The following is a 15,285-nucleotide window of genomic DNA, read 5'->3' on the forward strand; positions in this document are numbered from 1 at the left end:
GCCTACGGCACTACCTCCGGCCCGGTGCCTGTTGCGGCCGCGGCCACCGCCTGGTCTGCGCTGGAAACCAGCTTCCGCTCCTCAATTAACTCCTGGAACCAGTAGTAGGACGCCTTGGGGCTGCGTTCCTGCGTTTCAAAGTCCACGTGGACCAGCCCGAACCGCTGCTCGTAGCCGCCGGACCATTCGAAGTTGTCCAGCAGCGACCACACGTAGTATCCGCGCAGGTCGATCGATTCCGCCTCGCCACCGGGAGCCGTGGCGCGCAGCGCGGTTTCCAGGTGGTCTGACAGGTACTTGAGCCGCCGCTCGTCAGGAATGAAGCTGCGGTTGGTGGACTTGTCCCGCACCACAATGTCCTCGAAGCTGGCGCCGCCTTCCGTGATGATCACCGGGGGCAGGTTCGGGTAGCGCTCGGCCATCTCCTTCAGCGCCACCGCCAGGTACTCCGGCTTGACCGGCCAGCCGTACGCCGTGGTGGGTGTGTCCGGCCACGGCGTGATGTGGAAGGGCGTCACTCCTGACTGCTCGTCCATGTCCTCGCCCAGTGCATCCGCCATACCCTGGGGCACCACGCCGTCGCCCTGGCCTGCCGCCACCCTGGTGGGCATGTAGTAGTTGAGCCCGTAGAAATCCAGCGGCTGGGAGATCAGCTTCATATCCTCCGCCGGGTGGTCGAAGGAGGAGAAGAACTTGGCGGCGCGGATCATGTCCGGGTAGTTGCCGGTGAGCACCGGATCGGCGTAGAGCCGGTTCTGGGCCAGGTCCAGGATGCCGGCGGCAATCTTGTCCAGCGGGTTGATCGAGTTGGGCACGGTGGGCGAATAGACGTTGGTCATGCCCACCTCTCCGGCCACCTTGGCGTTGCGCAATGCCTGCAACGCCAGCCCGTGCCCCAGGAGCTGGTGGTGCACAGTGGGGAAAGACTTCAGGAAGAGCTTCTCCCCCGGGGCATGGAGCCCCAGCGCATAGCCGTTGGCCGTGACGGTGGCGGGTTCATTGATGGTGACCCAGCGGTCCACCCGGTCACCGAACGCCTCGGCAGCAATCGCCGCGAATTCGCCCAGCCGGTAGGCGGTGTCCCGGTTCATCCACCCGCCGTCGTCATCCAGGGGCAACGGGGTGTCCCAGTGGTAAAGGGTGGCCATGGGCGAGATTCCGTTGGCCAGGAGCTCATCGATCAGCCGGTCATAGAAGTCCAGCCCCGCCTGGTTGGCCGGACCTTTCCCGGTGGGCTGGATGCGGGGCCAGGCAAGGGAGAACCGGTAGGAATCCACCCCCAGCTGCTTCAAAAGTTCGACGTCGGCGGGCATCCGGTGGTAGTGGTCGGCAGCTACCGCGGGGCTGTGGTTGCTGACGATCGCGCCCTCCTTGGTGGCGAAAACATCCCACCCGGCCGGGCCGCGGCCACCCTCGTTCACCGCCCCCTCAATCTGGAAGGCCGAAGTTGCCACACCCAGGGTGAAATCCGGCGGGATCAGGGCCGCCAGTTCCTTGGCACTGATGTGCATGGACGCCGTTCCTCACTTCCCGGGGCCCCTGGGTCCGTGACTTTTTCCGGACCGCCAAGCCCCTAAGGTCCCAGAATCGCACACCCTGCGCGGACTGACGAGTCCCCGCCCTCCCCAGCCCAGGTAACTCGCATTAGATGCTCCCAAACGGCGGTTTGGGAGCGTTACCTGCCAGTCAGTTGGGTGCTCATGCACCGGCCGATAATCCGGGCACCCTCCCCAAACCCGGCGGGGTTGGGGCCCGCGTAGTTGAGCCGGAGGTACGGACCGGCGGGCTCGGCCGGGAACCACTCCGCGCCGGCTGCGATCATCACGCCTTCACGCTCGCAGTCGGCCCCCAGCCTGACCGGATCCACCGCATCCGGCAGCCGCACCCAGAGGTTCAGCCCGCCCTCGGGGACCCGCGTGATGTGCACCTCCGGCGCGTGCTCCCGGAGGCTGACCACCAGAAAGTCCCGCCGCGACTGCAGCTGGTGGCGGAGGCTGCGAAGGTGCGCCTGCCAGCCGGGCTGGGTGACGACGTCCAGCGCTGCCGCCTGCAACAGTCCGCTGACGTACATGGATTCGGCGGCCCTGTCCGCCTGCAGCCGTTCGCGCGCCGGGCCACGGGCAATCACCGCTGCCACCCGGATGGCCGGCGAAACACTCTTGGTCAGCGACCGCAGGTAGACGACGTGCCCTGAATCGTCCATGCCTGCCAACGGAACGGGGCTGGTGGTGATGCCGAAATCGTGCGCCCAGTCATCCTCAACAATGAACGCCCCATACTGCCGGGCCACGTCAAGGATCTCCCGACGGCGGTCTGCGGACCATTGTGCCCCGGTGGGGTTGGCGTAGTTGGGCTGGGCATAGAACAGCCGGGACCCGCTCTCCTCGAAGGCCCGGGCCAGCTCAGCGGGATCGGGCCCATCCGGGCCGCTGGGTACGGGGACCACCGGAACACCCACCTGGGCGGCCGCCAGGATCGCGCCCCAATAGGTCGGCGATTCCATCAGGACCGGCTGGCCGTTGCCCGGAAGCGCCCGGAAAATCGAGCTGAGGCCGCTCTGGCTGCCGGGCAGCACCACCACGTCAGCCGGCGTGGGCGGCGTGACACCGGCCGGAGTGCTGGCGGCGAGCCCCTGCGCAAACCAGGACTGCAGTTCCGGAAGCCCGGAGGCGGGCGGGCGGCTGATGGCGGCATCGCTCCGGGCAGCCCGGGCCAGCGCCGTACGGACCAGCCGTTCGGGCAGGAGTTCACGGTCCGGGTAGCCCGAGTGGAAGGCAATAACGTGGTTCGGCGCGTCCCGCAACGCCGTCACCGCCGTCCGCCGCGGCCCCTGTGACGCCCGCAGCGCCGCAGTCTGCCAGCCGTAATCCGCGGGCCTGGCGGTTCGGACCGCGCGCACGAAGGTGCCAACACCGGGCCGGCTTTCCACCAGGCCACGGGCAGTCAACGTCTGGAGCGCTTTCTGGACGGTGACCGGGCTGGCCTGGAATTCGGTTACGAGCGAGCGTGTGGACGGCAGCCGGGCGCCGGGAGCAGCGCCTGCTATCCAGGCGGACAGTCGCTCCACAATCCTCGAGCTGCTATCGTTATTCATGAGAGCCAATAGTAGCGCTACTGCCCAAATTCAAGGCGTGGTACCGGAACATTCCCGGTCCGGGCTCCTATGGGGCCTCCTCGGAGTAGCAGCATTCTCTTTTACCGTCCCCTTCACCCGCGTGGCCGTCGAAGGTATGTCTGCACTCTTCATCGGCTCCGGACGGGCCGTAGTCGCCGCGGTTCTCGCCGCCGCCGCCCTGGCACTGACCCGGCAACGGCTGCCCCAAGGTATCCAATGGCGCCGGCTTGCTGTCACCGCCGGGGGCATCGTCGTCGGGTTTCCGCTGCTCACGTCCTACGCCCTCACCACCACCCCCGCCAGCCACGGTGCCGTGGTGATCGCCCTGCTCCCCGCAGCCACCGCCACCGCGGCAGCGCTCCGCGGCCGCGAGAAACTTCCGCCGGCGTTCTGGTGGGCAACACTGGCCGGTGCCCTGGCCGCCGTCGTCTTCGCAGTGATGCACTCCGGCGGCGGCCTGCACCTGCAATGGCCTGACCTGCTGCTGCTTGGCGCGGTGGCCGCCGCAGCCATCGGATACGCGGAAGGCGGCTTGCTGGCCCGCGAACTGGGCGCTTGGCAAACCGTTTCCTGGAGCCTGGTGCTGGCCTCTCCCCTGATGGTGGCGCTTACGCTCGTAGCCATGGCGGAGCAGCCACCCTCCGGAAATCTGGAGCAGTGGGCAGCCTTCGCCTACCTCGGCGTGGTGAGCATGTTCCTGGGCTTCTTCGCCTGGTACCGCGGCCTGGCGATCGGGCCCATGGCCCAGGTCAGCCAGATCCAGCTGGTCCAGCCCGTCCTCAGCATCTGCTGGGCCGGACTCATGCTGGGTGAGGAGCTGACCTGGACCACCATGGTGGGTGGCCTGGCCGTGATCCTGTGCGCCGGAATCGCGGTCCGGGTCCGGCTCCGGCGCTAGTGCTAGACCTTCTCCCGGGCGAAAACCAGCTTGTAGACAATGGCGGCCAGCGCGGCGCCGGCCACAGGCGCCAGGAGGAAGACCCACAGCTGGCCCAGCGCCCAGGTGTCCCCATACAGTGCCGTGGCGATTGAACGGGCCGGGTTCACCGACGTGTTGGTCACCGGGATGCTGATGAGGTGGATCAGCGTCAGGGACAGGCCGATGGTCAGTGCGGCGAACCCCGGAGTGGCGCGGCGATCCGTCACACCCAGGATGACGAACAGGAACACGGCCGTCAGGATGACCTCGATCAGGATGGCCGACAGCAGCGAGAAGCCGCCCGGTGAGTGCTCGCCAAATCCATTGGAAGCGAAGCCGCCCGCGCGGGCCGCGTCAAAGAACCCCGCAGGTCCGCCCGCGGCGATGGCCGCCAGCAGGCTGGTAGCCAGTGCGCCGCCAACAATCTGTGCCACGACGTAACCCACAATGTCCTTGGCCGGGAAGCGCCCCGCCACGAACAGGCCGATGGTGACCGCCGGGTTGAAGTGGCCGCCGGAAATGTGGCCCACCGCGTACGCGGCGCCCACTACGGTCAGGCCGAAGGCGAGGGCAACGCCCAGGAAGCCGACGCCCAGGGGGTTGGCCTCGTCAGGGAACTGCGCGGCGAAGAGGGCAGTGCCCACGCCGCCAAAAACAAGGATGAAGGTGCCCAGCACTTCGGCGCCAAGCCGGGAAATAGTGGAGGGGCTTGCATTGACGTCCGGGGCTACGGGGGCCGCTTTGAGATTGTCCTTGACCATGGTGCGCCTTTCAGGAGTTGCGAGTGTTCCGTGAAAATGGGCACCGATGGCGGGAGAGCAAGACCGTTCCCCCTCCGGCTGCCGCCCTTGCAGTGTAGGTGCAGGTCAGGGGCGAATGACAGGGGTTGTCACAAGAGTTAACCAAAAGGAAATACTGCGTCTTCCGAAGCACGCCGGGAACGGCAGGCAGTGCACCTTACGCCCAGGGGCCACTCTCCCAGCGGACGGGTGTGATCTGGATGGACGTGCTCCCCTGCCGCTGCTGCTCCCGCGGCGCATGGCGTACAGGGATGTCCCGGCCGTTCCGTCCCCGCGCCGGGTTACGGCGGGCACTCTCCCGGGTGCCGGCGTCGTCCCTCTCAGGCTGTTCCGCGCCTCCCTGCCGCTGCGCCCTGCTCCCCAGCCGCCGCGAGTCATACTCACGGCGCCGCACGGGATCCCTCAGTACCGCGAAGGCCTCCATGATCCGCAGGAGCTCGGTGCGATCCTCCGGGGCATGTTCGACGTCGGGATGATGGCTGCGCATCAGGGTGCGGTAGGCGCGCGCAACCTCCGCCGGCGTCGCCTTGGGGTCGATGCCGAGGATAGCGTAGTAATCAGGCTGGCCCATGACTGTTCAACTCCGCCTCACGCGCCGGTCCGCGAAGGGAATCCCGGAAGGGACCTCTTCCACGAATGGCGCCGCTGCACGGATTAGCTGTTGATCTCGTGCATGTCCTTCTTGGTTTCGATCTCGATCTTCCGCGGCTTGGCCTGTTCGGCAACAGGGATCCGCAGGGTCAGGACGCCGTCGCTGTAGTTTGCCTTGACCTTCTCGGTATCCAGGGATTCGCCCAGGATCAGCTGGCGGCTGAAGACGCCACGCGGGCGTTCGGCGGCAACCAGTTCCACGTTCGGCTGCGTGGGATCCCGGCGCTCGGCACGGACTGTCAGGACGTTGCGCTCCACGTTGAGGTCAACGGAGTCAACATCCACGCCGGGCAGATCGAAGGCAACCACAAATTCGCCGTCCTCCTGCCATGCGTCCATTGGCATGGCCGCCGGCCGTGCGGTGGTCCCAAACACCTGCTGGGTCAGTCGGTCCAGCTCACGGAACGGGTCCGTACGCATCAGCATCATTTTCCCACTCCTTAGGGTCTTGATGTGCTTTACTTTTCCCTACCCACCGGCCATTTATCTATGGTGGTGGATATAGATTTTTTATAGCATTAGAGGCAAGTTGTCGCAAGTACCCGAGCGAAGGATTTTGGAGAAAAATGTCCACGGAAGCAGACAGGCGCTCCGGCATGGAACCCGCGGGCACACAACCCGCGGGCACAGAACCTGCCCGGGGGCGCTACGCCATATCCGTTGTAGCGGCGCTGGTGGGCACCGGCCAACAGAACATCCGGCTCTACGAGACGCGCGGGCTGCTGACCCCGCACCGCACACCCGGTGGGACGCGCCAATACAGCGACAGGGACGTTGCCGTGCTGATCAGGATCAGCGAACTGCTGGAGGAAGGCCTGAACCTTGCGGGCATAGCGAAGGTCCTGGAGCTGGAAGCCGTCAACGCGAAGCTGCGGGCGGACCTGAAACGCGCCAGGAACCGGCTGCGGAAGCAGGACGCCCAGTAGCTGGCCGGGTGGGCTGGGCTCTGTGGCCCAGGCCTCCTGGCCCAGGCGTTTAGGAAGGGTCGGCGGGATTCTCGGCCGTGGACAGCTCGCCGGTAATGGGTTCACCCGGGATCCGCGCCGTCCGCCACGTGTCCAGGGCAATGATTCCGCCCAGGATCACCAGGGCCAGCGAGGCCGACGCGAACGCGTCAGTAAACCAGTGGTAGCCCAGGTACAGCCGGCTGAGTGCGGCCAGCACAATTCCGACGGCGGCCAGGGCGAAGCAGGACACGCTCACCTTCGGTTTCCGCGACCTTGAGGCGATGAGATAGGCGCCGATCAACAGGAAGTCGCAGGCTCCCAGTACATGCCCGGACGGGAATGAATAGGTGTGGTCGGCCCCGAAAAGCATCAGTTCAACCGGCGGCCGGGCCCGGTCCACCAGGTGCAGGATGATCTGCGAGATGATGACGCCGGTGATCATGCCCCCTGCAAGCAGGATGGGCCGCCAAGCGTGTTTCGCGGCAAATCCCCAGGCCACATTGACCACCAGCACAATGACGGGCAGGGCAATGGGCCCGAAGATCACTGCCAGGAACTGCATGATCCCGGTAGCCAGCTCCGATCGGGTGCCCAGCAGCCAGTTCCGCAGCGGTTCATCGATCGCCGCCAGTCCGCCGTCGAACAACACGCTCCCCAGCGCCACCAGGAACAACAGGGTGCCCACCGCGGCCAGTACGACGGCTGCCCGGTACAGGCGGCTGCGGTCCGCCGGTTCCATGTACCGCTCCTCCACCACAAACTTCTGGTTGAAGCCCTGCCACCAGCCTGAAGGTGCCTTGTCCTGTGCTGTCACTGGATAGTCCGTTCGTACGGTCGGGAACATGTCGTGCTGAAAACTGTATCCCGGCGGGCGCGTCCCCGCATGGAGCCCCGCACCGATCCCGCACCGGAGGTAGCCTGAACCCGTGGGCGCCATGAACGAGCTGATCAACAAAGACAACGTGCGGAAACTGGCCGCCACCCTGGCCGCGGCCGGACCCCTGCCGGCACCGGCCTGGGACCGTGTCGCAGCGGCCGGCGAGGGACTTGATGACCTGAGCCTCCGCGCGCGGACTGACAAGGTTGCCGCGGCCATCGTGGACGTCCTGCAGGAGCCAGCCAACCCGGCGCCCGGGATCGCCACCGCAGCGCCTGAAGCGGGATATCCGACGGCGGCACGCATCTTCCGGGAGGCACTCACCCGCAGTGGGGACGACAGTGGACCCTCCGCCCCTGGCTCCACGGAGCCGGAGCTCACCGGCTGGGTGATCTGGCCCGTCTCCGAAGCTGCGGTGACCCTGGCACTGGAATCCGGTAGTACCGCGGACTTTGACGACTGCATGGCCCTCCTGGCGGAACTCACCCACCGGCTGACGTGCGAATTTGCCATCCGGCGGCTGCTGGCGGCCCGGCCCGACCGCGCCCTCCACCTGATCCTGGACTGGACTAAGAGCCCGGATGAGCACGTCCGCCGGCTGGCCAGCGAAGGAACCAGGCCATACCTGCCATGGGCCATCCGGGTTCCGGCGTTCACCGGCAGTTCGCATACCGGCCCTCCGCCCACGCTCCCCCTGTTGGACGAGTTGCACAGGGACCCCAGCGAGTACGTCCGCAGGTCCGTGGCGAACCACCTCAATGACCTTGCCCGGCATGCTCCGGACGCAGTGGTTGAGGCTGCAGGCCGCTGGCTGTCGGCACCGGGCGGCCCGGACGCGTCCACCATCCGGTTGGTACGCCATGGCCTTCGCACGTTGATCAAGAAGGCGCACCCCGGTGCGCTGGCGCTGATGGGGTTCAGGCCGGCGTCGGTAGTCCTGAGCGGTCCCCGGCTGGAACGTGCGCAGCTGAGCATGCCTGATGAACTGAGGTTCGACGTCGAGATCACGAACACGGGCACCGTGGACGCGCTGCTGGCTGTGGACTACGTGGTCCACTACCTCAAGGCAAACGGGAGCCACTCCGGCAAGGTCTTCAAGTTGGCGTCGTTGAGCCTGGGACCGGGCGAAACCCGCCGGTTATCCAAGGGCCACGCCTTCCGGCAGATGACTACCCGGGTCCATCATCCGGGTACCCATGTGCTGGAGCTTCAGGTCAACGGCCAGCGCCATGGACGCGCGGAGTTTACTCTCCTGGGCTAGGCCCGCGCATTCCTACCGGAGGGTAGGTCCGCCAACTCGAAATCATGCCTTTGACATGCAATACTTTCCACACGGTTAAGCAGAGGCCGTAGGAAAGTTCGTCGATCCGCCTTTGCTTCCGCCGCCCGCCCCGCATCCAGGGATCGGTAGAAGCAGGGCCGGCTCGTTTTGACCTGAGCGAATGGCACCAATCCCCCGTGGCCAGCGAGTCAACAGCGCAATTTGAAGAAAAAATATCGGAGCACCTGCACCAGCTTGTCCTGGACAGCGAAGACGTGGAGGTGTTTCTCCGTGAGCTCGCCGGTATCTCCGCGAGGACATTGTCCTCGCCGGGAGACGAAGTCCTCTGCGGCGTCACACTGTGGCGGCACCGTAAACCCGTCACGGTAGCGAACAGCAATGAGGCGGCCGAGAAAATCGGCCAGATCCAGTACCGGTTCAGTGACAGCCCCTGCATGAAGGCCTCACGTGAGCAGGTCACGATCGAACTTCCTGACCTGGAAGAAAGCACCGACTGGCCCGTCTATTCAGAACTGGTGATGGACCTGGGCATCCGTTCCCTCCTTGCGGTGCCGTTCAAGCTGGAAGGCGATACCCGCGCCGCGCTCATTCTCTACTCCGGCCGGGTCAACCGTTTCGAGGGGCGGACCCGGGCCATCGCCGAGGACTTTGTCCGCCAGACCTCGATGGCACTGGACCTCGCCGTCCGCCTCGCCCGCTACAGCGAGGCGGCAGCGGACCTCAGGGCCACGCTGGAGACACGGACGGTGATCGACATGGCCGTGGGCATCATCATGGCGCAGAACCGGTGCTCGCAGATTGAAGCGTTCAACATCCTGAAGACGGCGTCGAGCACGCGCAATATCAAACTCCGCGAAGTGGCCCGCACCGTGGTGCTTAATCTGGGCCAGGGACCGGTCAAGACGTACTACGACGCCTGAAGGGCGCGTCTCCTTGATCACGTAGCCCGATCAGAAGGTCATTCACGACGGCCAGGTATGCCGAGGTGGCATCCGGTTCTTCGTCGCTGGCGGCCAGTAGCGTAACGAAGGCCCGCTCCCGTGCGGAGCAGGCCTTCGTTGGGGGCTAGCTGGTGGTGCAGGTTCCTGTGCTGTGGTTGTAGCCGCCGGTGCCGTTGGCTTCCACGAAGTTAGTCTCCAGCAGGCAGTTCAATCCGTCTGAGTAGGAGAGGATGTCGACACCGTCGACCCGGGTCACCTTCGCGTCGTAGTAGATCGTCCCGTCCGGCGTCACGATCGATGATCCGAAGACCGAGACGTAACGGCGGGTTCCCTCACCAGACTGTGAGCCGCCGGGGTAGGTGGTGGAGTCGGAGAATTCACGATATCCCTGCAGTATCGCCACGCCGGACGGAGTCACGACCACGTTGCGGCGCTCGGCCATGGTGAGGCACGTCGTAACCTCAGGCGCCAGTTCCGTGCAGGTACTGGTGTCTGTCATTGTGGTGCCCTCGCTGCTGGCTGCGTGGGCCGGCGAGGCGGCACCCATTAGAGCTGCGGCGGCGGCGGCGCAGGCTGACAGGCGGAGAAGGTTTTTGGTACGCATGAGTCGGGTCCCCCGAGACGTAGAAGGCGACCCCAGTGGCCGCTTGCGCAGCCTATCAGCACCGCCCTCTTAGCTCCGGTGTTTGTCGCGGCCGTCGTTGCGGTGGTGCTTGCCCTAGCTGCCGGTGCTGATCCGAAGCGTGTCCTCGCGGGTGCATTGTGGACGCGGCTGTCCATAGACTGGTGGCGGCGGGAGGATCCCCGCCGCTGACGGGTAATAGTTTGGGCAACTGACGCATTCGAAAGGACCGCCGCGATGGCTTTCATCACCGTTGGAACCGAGAACAGCACGGACATCGAGCTCTACTACGAGGATCACGGGACGGGGCAGCCGGTGGTGCTGATCCACGGATATCCGCTGGACGGCTCCTCATGGGAGAAGCAGACCACTGCCCTCCTGGACGCCGGCTACCGTGTGATCACCTATGACCGCCGCGGCTTTGGCCAGTCCAGCAAGCCCACCACAGGCTTCGACTACAACACCTTCGCCGCTGATCTGAACGTCCTGATGGAAACGCTGGACCTCAGCGACGCCGTGCTGGTGGGGTTCTCCATGGGCACCGGCGAAGTGGCCCGCTACCTCTCCACCTATGGTTCCGGGCGGGTATCCAAGGCGGCGTTCCTGGGCTCCCTGGAGCCGTACCTGCTGCAGGCCGAGGACAACCCGGAGGGCGTGCCTGCGGAGGTCTTTACGGGACTGTACGACGCCGTCACCCAGGACAGGTACGCGTTCTTCACCGAATTCTTCAAGAACTTCTACAACACGGATACCTTCCTGGGCACCGAAAGGCTCAGCCAGGAAGCACTCACCGCCAGCTGGAACCTTGCGTCCAGGTCAGGTGCCGTGGCCTCTGTTGCTGCCCAGCCCACGTGGGTGACCGACTTCCGCGCGGACATCCCGAAGATCGATGTTCCGGCCCTGATCGTGCACGGCACGGCGGACAACATCCTGCCCATCGACGTGACCGGGCGGCGGTTCGCCAAGGCCCTGCCGTCCGCCGAATACCTGGAAATCGACGGCGCCCCGCACGGCCTGTTGTGGACGCACGGGGCGGAAGTCAGCGAGGCGCTCCTGGCGTTCCTCGCGAAGTAGCTGCCAGGGAAGCAGCCGCCGGGGCTACTTGCCGGGCAGGGCCAGCTTGAAGACCTTGGCCCAGGAGGAGCCAACCTGCTTCAGCAACGGCCCGGTGGTGTACTTCAGGCCGTAACGCTGGCAGATCTCGCGGACCTTGGGCGCCACTTCGGCGTACCGGTTGGACGGCAGGTCCGGGAACAGGTGGTGCTCGATCTGGTGCGACAGGTTGCCGGTCATCAGGTGCATGAACTTGGAGCCGGAGATGTTGGCTGAGCCGATCATCTGGCGGACGTACCAGTCGCCGCGGGTTTCGCCGTCCACCATTTCCTCGGTGAACGTGTCAGTTCCCTCAGGGAAGTGGCCGCAGAAGATGACGGCGTGGGCCCAGACGTTGCGGACGGCGTTGGCCGTGAGCGTACCCACCAGCGCCTGCTTTCCGGAGCCCGTGAGCATGGCCAGCGCCGGTGTGGCGGCGTAGTCCTTGGTGAACTGGGTGACCACCTTCCGGCCCAGGGACTTGAGGTCCTTGAGCATGGCGTCCTTGGACTTCAGCCCCTCTTTGTACTCGGGGATCTCGAGGTCGTAAACGGCGATGCCCCACTCGAAGATGGGTGCCAGCACGGCGTTGTACAGCGGGTTGCCCAGGTTGAAGGGCTTCCACTCCTGGTCCGGGTCCATGCGCAGGAGGTTGTATCCGACGTCGCGGTCCTTGCCCACAACGTTGGTCCAGCGGTGGTGGAGGTCATTGTGGGTGTGCTGCCATGAGCGGGCCGGGGTGACGAAGTCCCATTCCCAGGTGGTGGAGTGGATGTCCGGATCCCGCATCCAGTCCCACTGGCCGTGGAGGATGTTGTGGCCCAGTTCCATGCTGGACATGATCTTGGACAGGCTCAGCATGGCAGTGCCGGCAACCCAGGCGGCCTTGTTCTTGCTGACCAGCAGGGTGGCCCGGCCGCCCAGCTCCAGGCCGCGCTGGATCTTGATCATGCGGCGGATGTACGCGGCATCCTCGGCGCCCCGCTTGGCCAGGACCTCGTCCCGGATGGCGTCCAGCTCACGGCCCAGTTCCGCAACCTGCTCGTCCGTGAGGTGGGCTGCCGCCGGGGGGCGGACCAGGGGGCTGCCGGAGTCGGCGAGCGCGCCCGGACGCGGCTTGGTGGTGCCTGACGTTGATGGCCTTGCTGCTGTAACTACTGACATTCGTTGCTCCTCAGATTTCGAGGTTGACGGGTCCGGCGGCTGCCGAAACACACGTTTGGATTAACTGGCCCGGTTCGCCGGAGACTTCACCGGTGCGGAGGTCCCGGACACTGCCGGAAAGAAGCGGGGTAAGGCAACTGTGGCAGATACCCATGCGGCAGCCGCTGGGCATCAGTACCCCGGCGTCCTCGCCGACGTCCAGAAGGGGTGTGGCGCCGTCGGCCTGGACCTCACGGTCCGAAGACTCAAAGGTGACCAGTCCGCCGTCGTGCCCTTCACCTCCTGAGAGATTGGTGCTGAAGCGTTCGATCTTGAGGGTGCAGGCGCCGGCTGAACCGGCACTCCCCTGGCCGGGTGCGGTCAGCGCGGCCTGGCCCCAGAGGGCTTCGGCGTCGTCCAGGAAGCTTTCGGGGCCACAGGCGTAGGCGGCGCGTTCGGTCCAGTCAGGGCAGATCTCCTCGATCTCCTTCATGGAACTGAAGTTCATGCGGCCCTGGCGGCGGGTGAACCACTGGGCCAGCCGGAAGTTGGGGAACTGGTCCGCCAGCTCAGCGAGTTCTTCGCGGAACAGGCTCTCACCGGGGGTGCGGGAGGAATGGATGAGTACGACGTCGGCATCCGGGCGCCGTGGAATCAGCGTGCGGATCATGGACATCACCGGAGTAATGCCGCTGCCGGCGGTCAGCATAAGGAGCGGACGGGGGTGCTCCGGGAGAACGAAATCGCCCTGCGGGGGTGCCAGGAACAGGACATCTCCGGGCTTGGTGTTGCGCACCAGGGTGCCTGAAACCGCGCCCATGTCAGTGACAGTGATGGCGGGGTTCTTGCCGGCGGGCGCGCTCAAGGAATAGGAGCGCCAGTGCCGCACGCCGTCCAGTTCGACGCCGATGCGCGCCCACTGTCCGGCAAGGTGCGCGTGCCAGCCGCGGCCCGGGCGGAAGAAGATGGTGGCGGAATCCGCCGTCTCCTTAACAACGCGCGTCACAACACCGCGCAACTGACGCGAAGAGAACACCGGGTTGAACAGGGCCAGAAAATCTTCGGGCGTCAGCGGTGTGGTCATTACGGATGCGGCGTGCGCCAGCCGTCGGAGCCGGATCATGCAGTTAAGCCTAAGTGGGCTCGGGTCATTTGTCCTGCTTCCGTCATGTGACCGGGGTGGGTCATTGATGACATAGTGATTAGCCCCCAAAGCCGTTAATACCCCAACGGACAGTGTGACGGGTTGGTTCCCCCGAAGCAAATCAGGTAGCTGACTACCGTCTTTATGATGGTGGTGTCCACCCGATCGCCGGCGCAATATGACCGGTGATGGTGCCCAGGAGCTTGGCGTTGAAGTCCACACCCAGCTGGTTGGGAACGGTCAGCATCACCAGGTCAGCTTCCTGGACGGCGGCGTCCTGGCTGAGCTGCTCCGCCAGCACGTCCGGCGCGCCAACGTAGCTCTTCCCGAAACGGGCGATGGAACCATCAATGCTTCCCACCTGGTCCCGGACATCCCGCAGCGCCGAGCCACCGAAATACCGCTGGTCCTCCTCGTCCACGATCGGCAGCACGCTCCGGCTGACCGAAACCTGCGGCGTAAAACCGTGGCCTGCTTCTTTCCAGGCGCTGCGGAACACCTGGATCTGCTCGGCCTGCAGTTCATCGAACGGCACGCCGGTGTCCTCGGTGAGCAGCGTGGAGCTCATCAGGTTCATGCCCTGGCCAGCAGCCCATTCGGCAGTCTTCCTGGTGCCGGCACCCCACCAGATCCGCTGGCTCAGACCCGGGGACTGCGGAAGTACCGGCAGCAGACCGGACGTACCCGCGAACCGTGGATCCGCCGTCGCAATTCCTGCTCCACTGATGGCCTTCCGGAACAGCGCCGTGTGCTCGCGCGCAAGGTCCGCGTCCGTACTGCCCGGAGCCGGGATGTAGCCGAAGTTTTCGGCGCCGCGCAGGGCAGGCTCGGGTGAACCGCGGCTCACACCGAGCTGCAACCTGCCGCCACTGATCAGGTCAACAGCCGCGGCCTCTTCCGCCATATAAAGGGGATTTTCGTACCGCATATCAACGACGCCGGTACCCATCTGGATCCTGCTGGTCCGGGCCGCGATGGCCGCCAGCAGAGGGAACGGCGAAGCCTGCTGCTTTGCGAAGTGATGCACCCGGAAGAAAGCACCGTCAACACCCAGTTCCTCCGCCGCCACCGCCAGCTCAATTGCCTGGGTCAGGGCCTCTCCGGCCGTCCGCGTGCGTGAACCGTGGCCGGGGCCCCAGTGGCCGAAGGAAAGGAATCCGATGCGTGTCATGCCGGAGGAACGGGTTTGGAGGCCCGGACATTCCCGGAGGCCGGCGATTGGGCCCGTCCGGTGATCGAGCCTGTCCCCGGTTTCGACAGGCTCAACCACCGAGGGTTTCGACAAGCTCAACCACCGGACGCGGTTTCGACAAGCTCAACCACCGACATGCCGTCTAAACTGTGACCGTGCCCAGCGACCAGTCCCCTTCCGAACCAGAGCCCTTCCGGCGCAGCAAGCTCGCCGAACGTCTGCTTCCTGGCGGTACCGAGCCGGATCCGCGGTTTACGCTGGCCAACGAGCGGACGTTCCTGGCCTGGATCCGGACGTCCCTTGCCCTGCTGGCCGGCGGTATTGCCATCGAGGCCTTCACCGCTGACTTGTTTGTGCAGCCCGTCCGCCAGGGCATCGCCATCCTGTTGCTGGCCCTGGGCATGCTGCTCAGCGCTGGCGCCGCGGTCCGCTGGCTGCGGGTTGAACGGAGCATGCGGCGGAAGGCCCCGCTGCCGTTGCCGCTGATAGTTCCGCTCCTGGCCGCTGCCGGAGCTCTGGCTGCGGCGGTCATCATCGTCGTCATCGCACTGGGCTAGGCA

The 15,285-nt window shown here is 65.6% G+C and carries 16 protein-coding genes; 6 read left to right on the plus strand and 10 right to left on the minus strand.

Annotated elements, in window-relative coordinates; genetic code table 11:
- Positions 1-2 precede the first annotated feature (2 nt).
- Both ACPJW8_RS15495 and ACPJW8_RS15500 read right to left on the minus strand, forming a co-directional pair.
- The gene (locus tag ACPJW8_RS15495) at positions 3-1,511 is read right to left on the minus strand and encodes a GH1 family beta-glucosidase (RefSeq protein ID WP_330187112.1); all 1,509 of its coding nucleotides are present in this window, start codon (positions 1,509-1,511) and stop codon (positions 3-5) included.
- Between the two features lie 164 nt (positions 1,512-1,675).
- Positions 1,676-3,094: a PLP-dependent aminotransferase family protein gene (locus ACPJW8_RS15500; RefSeq protein WP_330187111.1), complete on the minus strand. Its 1,419-nt coding sequence runs from the start codon at positions 3,092-3,094 to the stop codon at positions 1,676-1,678.
- On the opposite strand from ACPJW8_RS15500, the gene ACPJW8_RS15505 reads away from it, so the two are divergent.
- Entirely contained in the window at positions 3,093-4,013 is a 921-nt protein-coding gene (locus ACPJW8_RS15505) for a DMT family transporter (protein ID WP_330187110.1), read from the plus strand. The genes ACPJW8_RS15500 and ACPJW8_RS15505 overlap by 2 nt on opposite strands.
- Before the next feature lie 2 nt (positions 4,014-4,015).
- Here ACPJW8_RS15505 and aqpZ read toward each other — a convergent pair whose 3' ends face one another.
- The 3 genes from aqpZ to ACPJW8_RS15520 all read right to left on the minus strand — a co-directional run bounded on the left by aqpZ (position 4,016) and on the right by ACPJW8_RS15520 (position 5,911).
- A complete protein-coding gene (gene aqpZ, locus ACPJW8_RS15510; RefSeq protein ID WP_330187109.1) occupies positions 4,016-4,795 on the minus strand; it encodes an aquaporin Z in 780 nt (259 codons plus the stop codon).
- A gap of 196 nt (positions 4,796-4,991) precedes the next feature.
- Complete coding sequence (locus tag ACPJW8_RS15515; RefSeq protein WP_330187108.1) at positions 4,992-5,405, minus strand: J domain-containing protein; 414 nt, start codon at positions 5,403-5,405, stop codon at positions 4,992-4,994.
- Between the two features lie 83 nt (positions 5,406-5,488).
- Complete coding sequence (locus ACPJW8_RS15520; protein WP_330187471.1) at positions 5,489-5,911, minus strand: Hsp20/alpha crystallin family protein; 423 nt, start codon at positions 5,909-5,911, stop codon at positions 5,489-5,491.
- A 170-nt stretch (positions 5,912-6,081) separates the two neighbouring features.
- On the opposite strand from ACPJW8_RS15520, the gene ACPJW8_RS15525 reads away from it, so the two are divergent.
- Positions 6,082-6,411 carry a MerR family transcriptional regulator gene (locus ACPJW8_RS15525; protein WP_330187470.1) on the plus strand — a complete coding sequence of 110 codons (330 nt, stop codon included), beginning with the start codon at positions 6,082-6,084 and terminating at the stop codon, positions 6,409-6,411.
- A gap of 49 nt (positions 6,412-6,460) precedes the next feature.
- Here ACPJW8_RS15525 and ACPJW8_RS15530 read toward each other — a convergent pair whose 3' ends face one another.
- Positions 6,461-7,246 (minus strand): phosphatase PAP2 family protein, encoded by a 786-nt coding sequence (locus ACPJW8_RS15530; RefSeq protein ID WP_330187107.1) that lies wholly within the window; start codon positions 7,244-7,246, stop codon positions 6,461-6,463.
- A 121-nt stretch (positions 7,247-7,367) separates the two neighbouring features.
- On the opposite strand from ACPJW8_RS15530, the gene ACPJW8_RS15535 reads away from it, so the two are divergent.
- Together ACPJW8_RS15535 and ACPJW8_RS15540 are read left to right on the plus strand one after the other, a co-directional pair.
- Positions 7,368-8,570: a DNA alkylation repair protein gene (locus ACPJW8_RS15535; RefSeq protein ID WP_330187469.1), complete on the plus strand. Its 1,203-nt coding sequence runs from the start codon at positions 7,368-7,370 to the stop codon at positions 8,568-8,570.
- 197 nt (positions 8,571-8,767) lie between these two features.
- Positions 8,768-9,511, plus strand: a complete 744-nt coding sequence (locus tag ACPJW8_RS15540; RefSeq protein WP_330187106.1) for a GAF and ANTAR domain-containing protein — start codon at positions 8,768-8,770, stop codon at positions 9,509-9,511.
- 145 nt (positions 9,512-9,656) lie between these two features.
- Here the strand turns inward: ACPJW8_RS15540 and ACPJW8_RS15545 are convergent, their stop codons facing one another.
- A complete protein-coding gene (locus ACPJW8_RS15545) occupies positions 9,657-10,136 on the minus strand; it encodes a hypothetical protein (RefSeq protein ID WP_330187105.1) in 480 nt (159 codons plus the stop codon).
- Between the two features lie 255 nt (positions 10,137-10,391).
- Here ACPJW8_RS15545 and ACPJW8_RS15550 point away from each other — a divergent pair, with 255 nt between their 5' ends.
- On the plus strand, positions 10,392-11,228 hold the full coding sequence (locus tag ACPJW8_RS15550) for an alpha/beta hydrolase (RefSeq protein ID WP_330187104.1): 837 nt from the start codon (positions 10,392-10,394) through the stop codon (positions 11,226-11,228).
- Between the two features lie 24 nt (positions 11,229-11,252).
- Here ACPJW8_RS15550 and ACPJW8_RS15555 read toward each other — a convergent pair whose 3' ends face one another.
- The 3 genes from ACPJW8_RS15555 to ACPJW8_RS15565 form a co-directional block, all read right to left on the minus strand.
- Complete coding sequence (locus tag ACPJW8_RS15555; protein ID WP_330187103.1) at positions 11,253-12,410, minus strand: fatty acid desaturase family protein; 1,158 nt, start codon at positions 12,408-12,410, stop codon at positions 11,253-11,255.
- Between the two features lie 10 nt (positions 12,411-12,420).
- Positions 12,421-13,512, minus strand: a complete 1,092-nt coding sequence (locus ACPJW8_RS15560) for a ferredoxin reductase (RefSeq protein ID WP_330187102.1) — start codon at positions 13,510-13,512, stop codon at positions 12,421-12,423.
- A 163-nt stretch (positions 13,513-13,675) separates the two neighbouring features.
- Entirely contained in the window at positions 13,676-14,704 is a 1,029-nt protein-coding gene (locus tag ACPJW8_RS15565) for an LLM class flavin-dependent oxidoreductase (RefSeq protein ID WP_330187101.1), read from the minus strand.
- A 176-nt stretch (positions 14,705-14,880) separates the two neighbouring features.
- On the opposite strand from ACPJW8_RS15565, the gene ACPJW8_RS15570 reads away from it, so the two are divergent.
- Complete coding sequence (locus ACPJW8_RS15570; RefSeq protein WP_330187100.1) at positions 14,881-15,282, plus strand: YidH family protein; 402 nt, start codon at positions 14,881-14,883, stop codon at positions 15,280-15,282.
- The last annotated feature ends 3 nt before the right edge of the window (positions 15,283-15,285 follow it).

Source organism: Pseudarthrobacter sp. J47, assembly GCF_049810315.1.
Classification (GTDB): Bacteria; Actinomycetota; Actinomycetes; order Actinomycetales; family Micrococcaceae; genus Arthrobacter.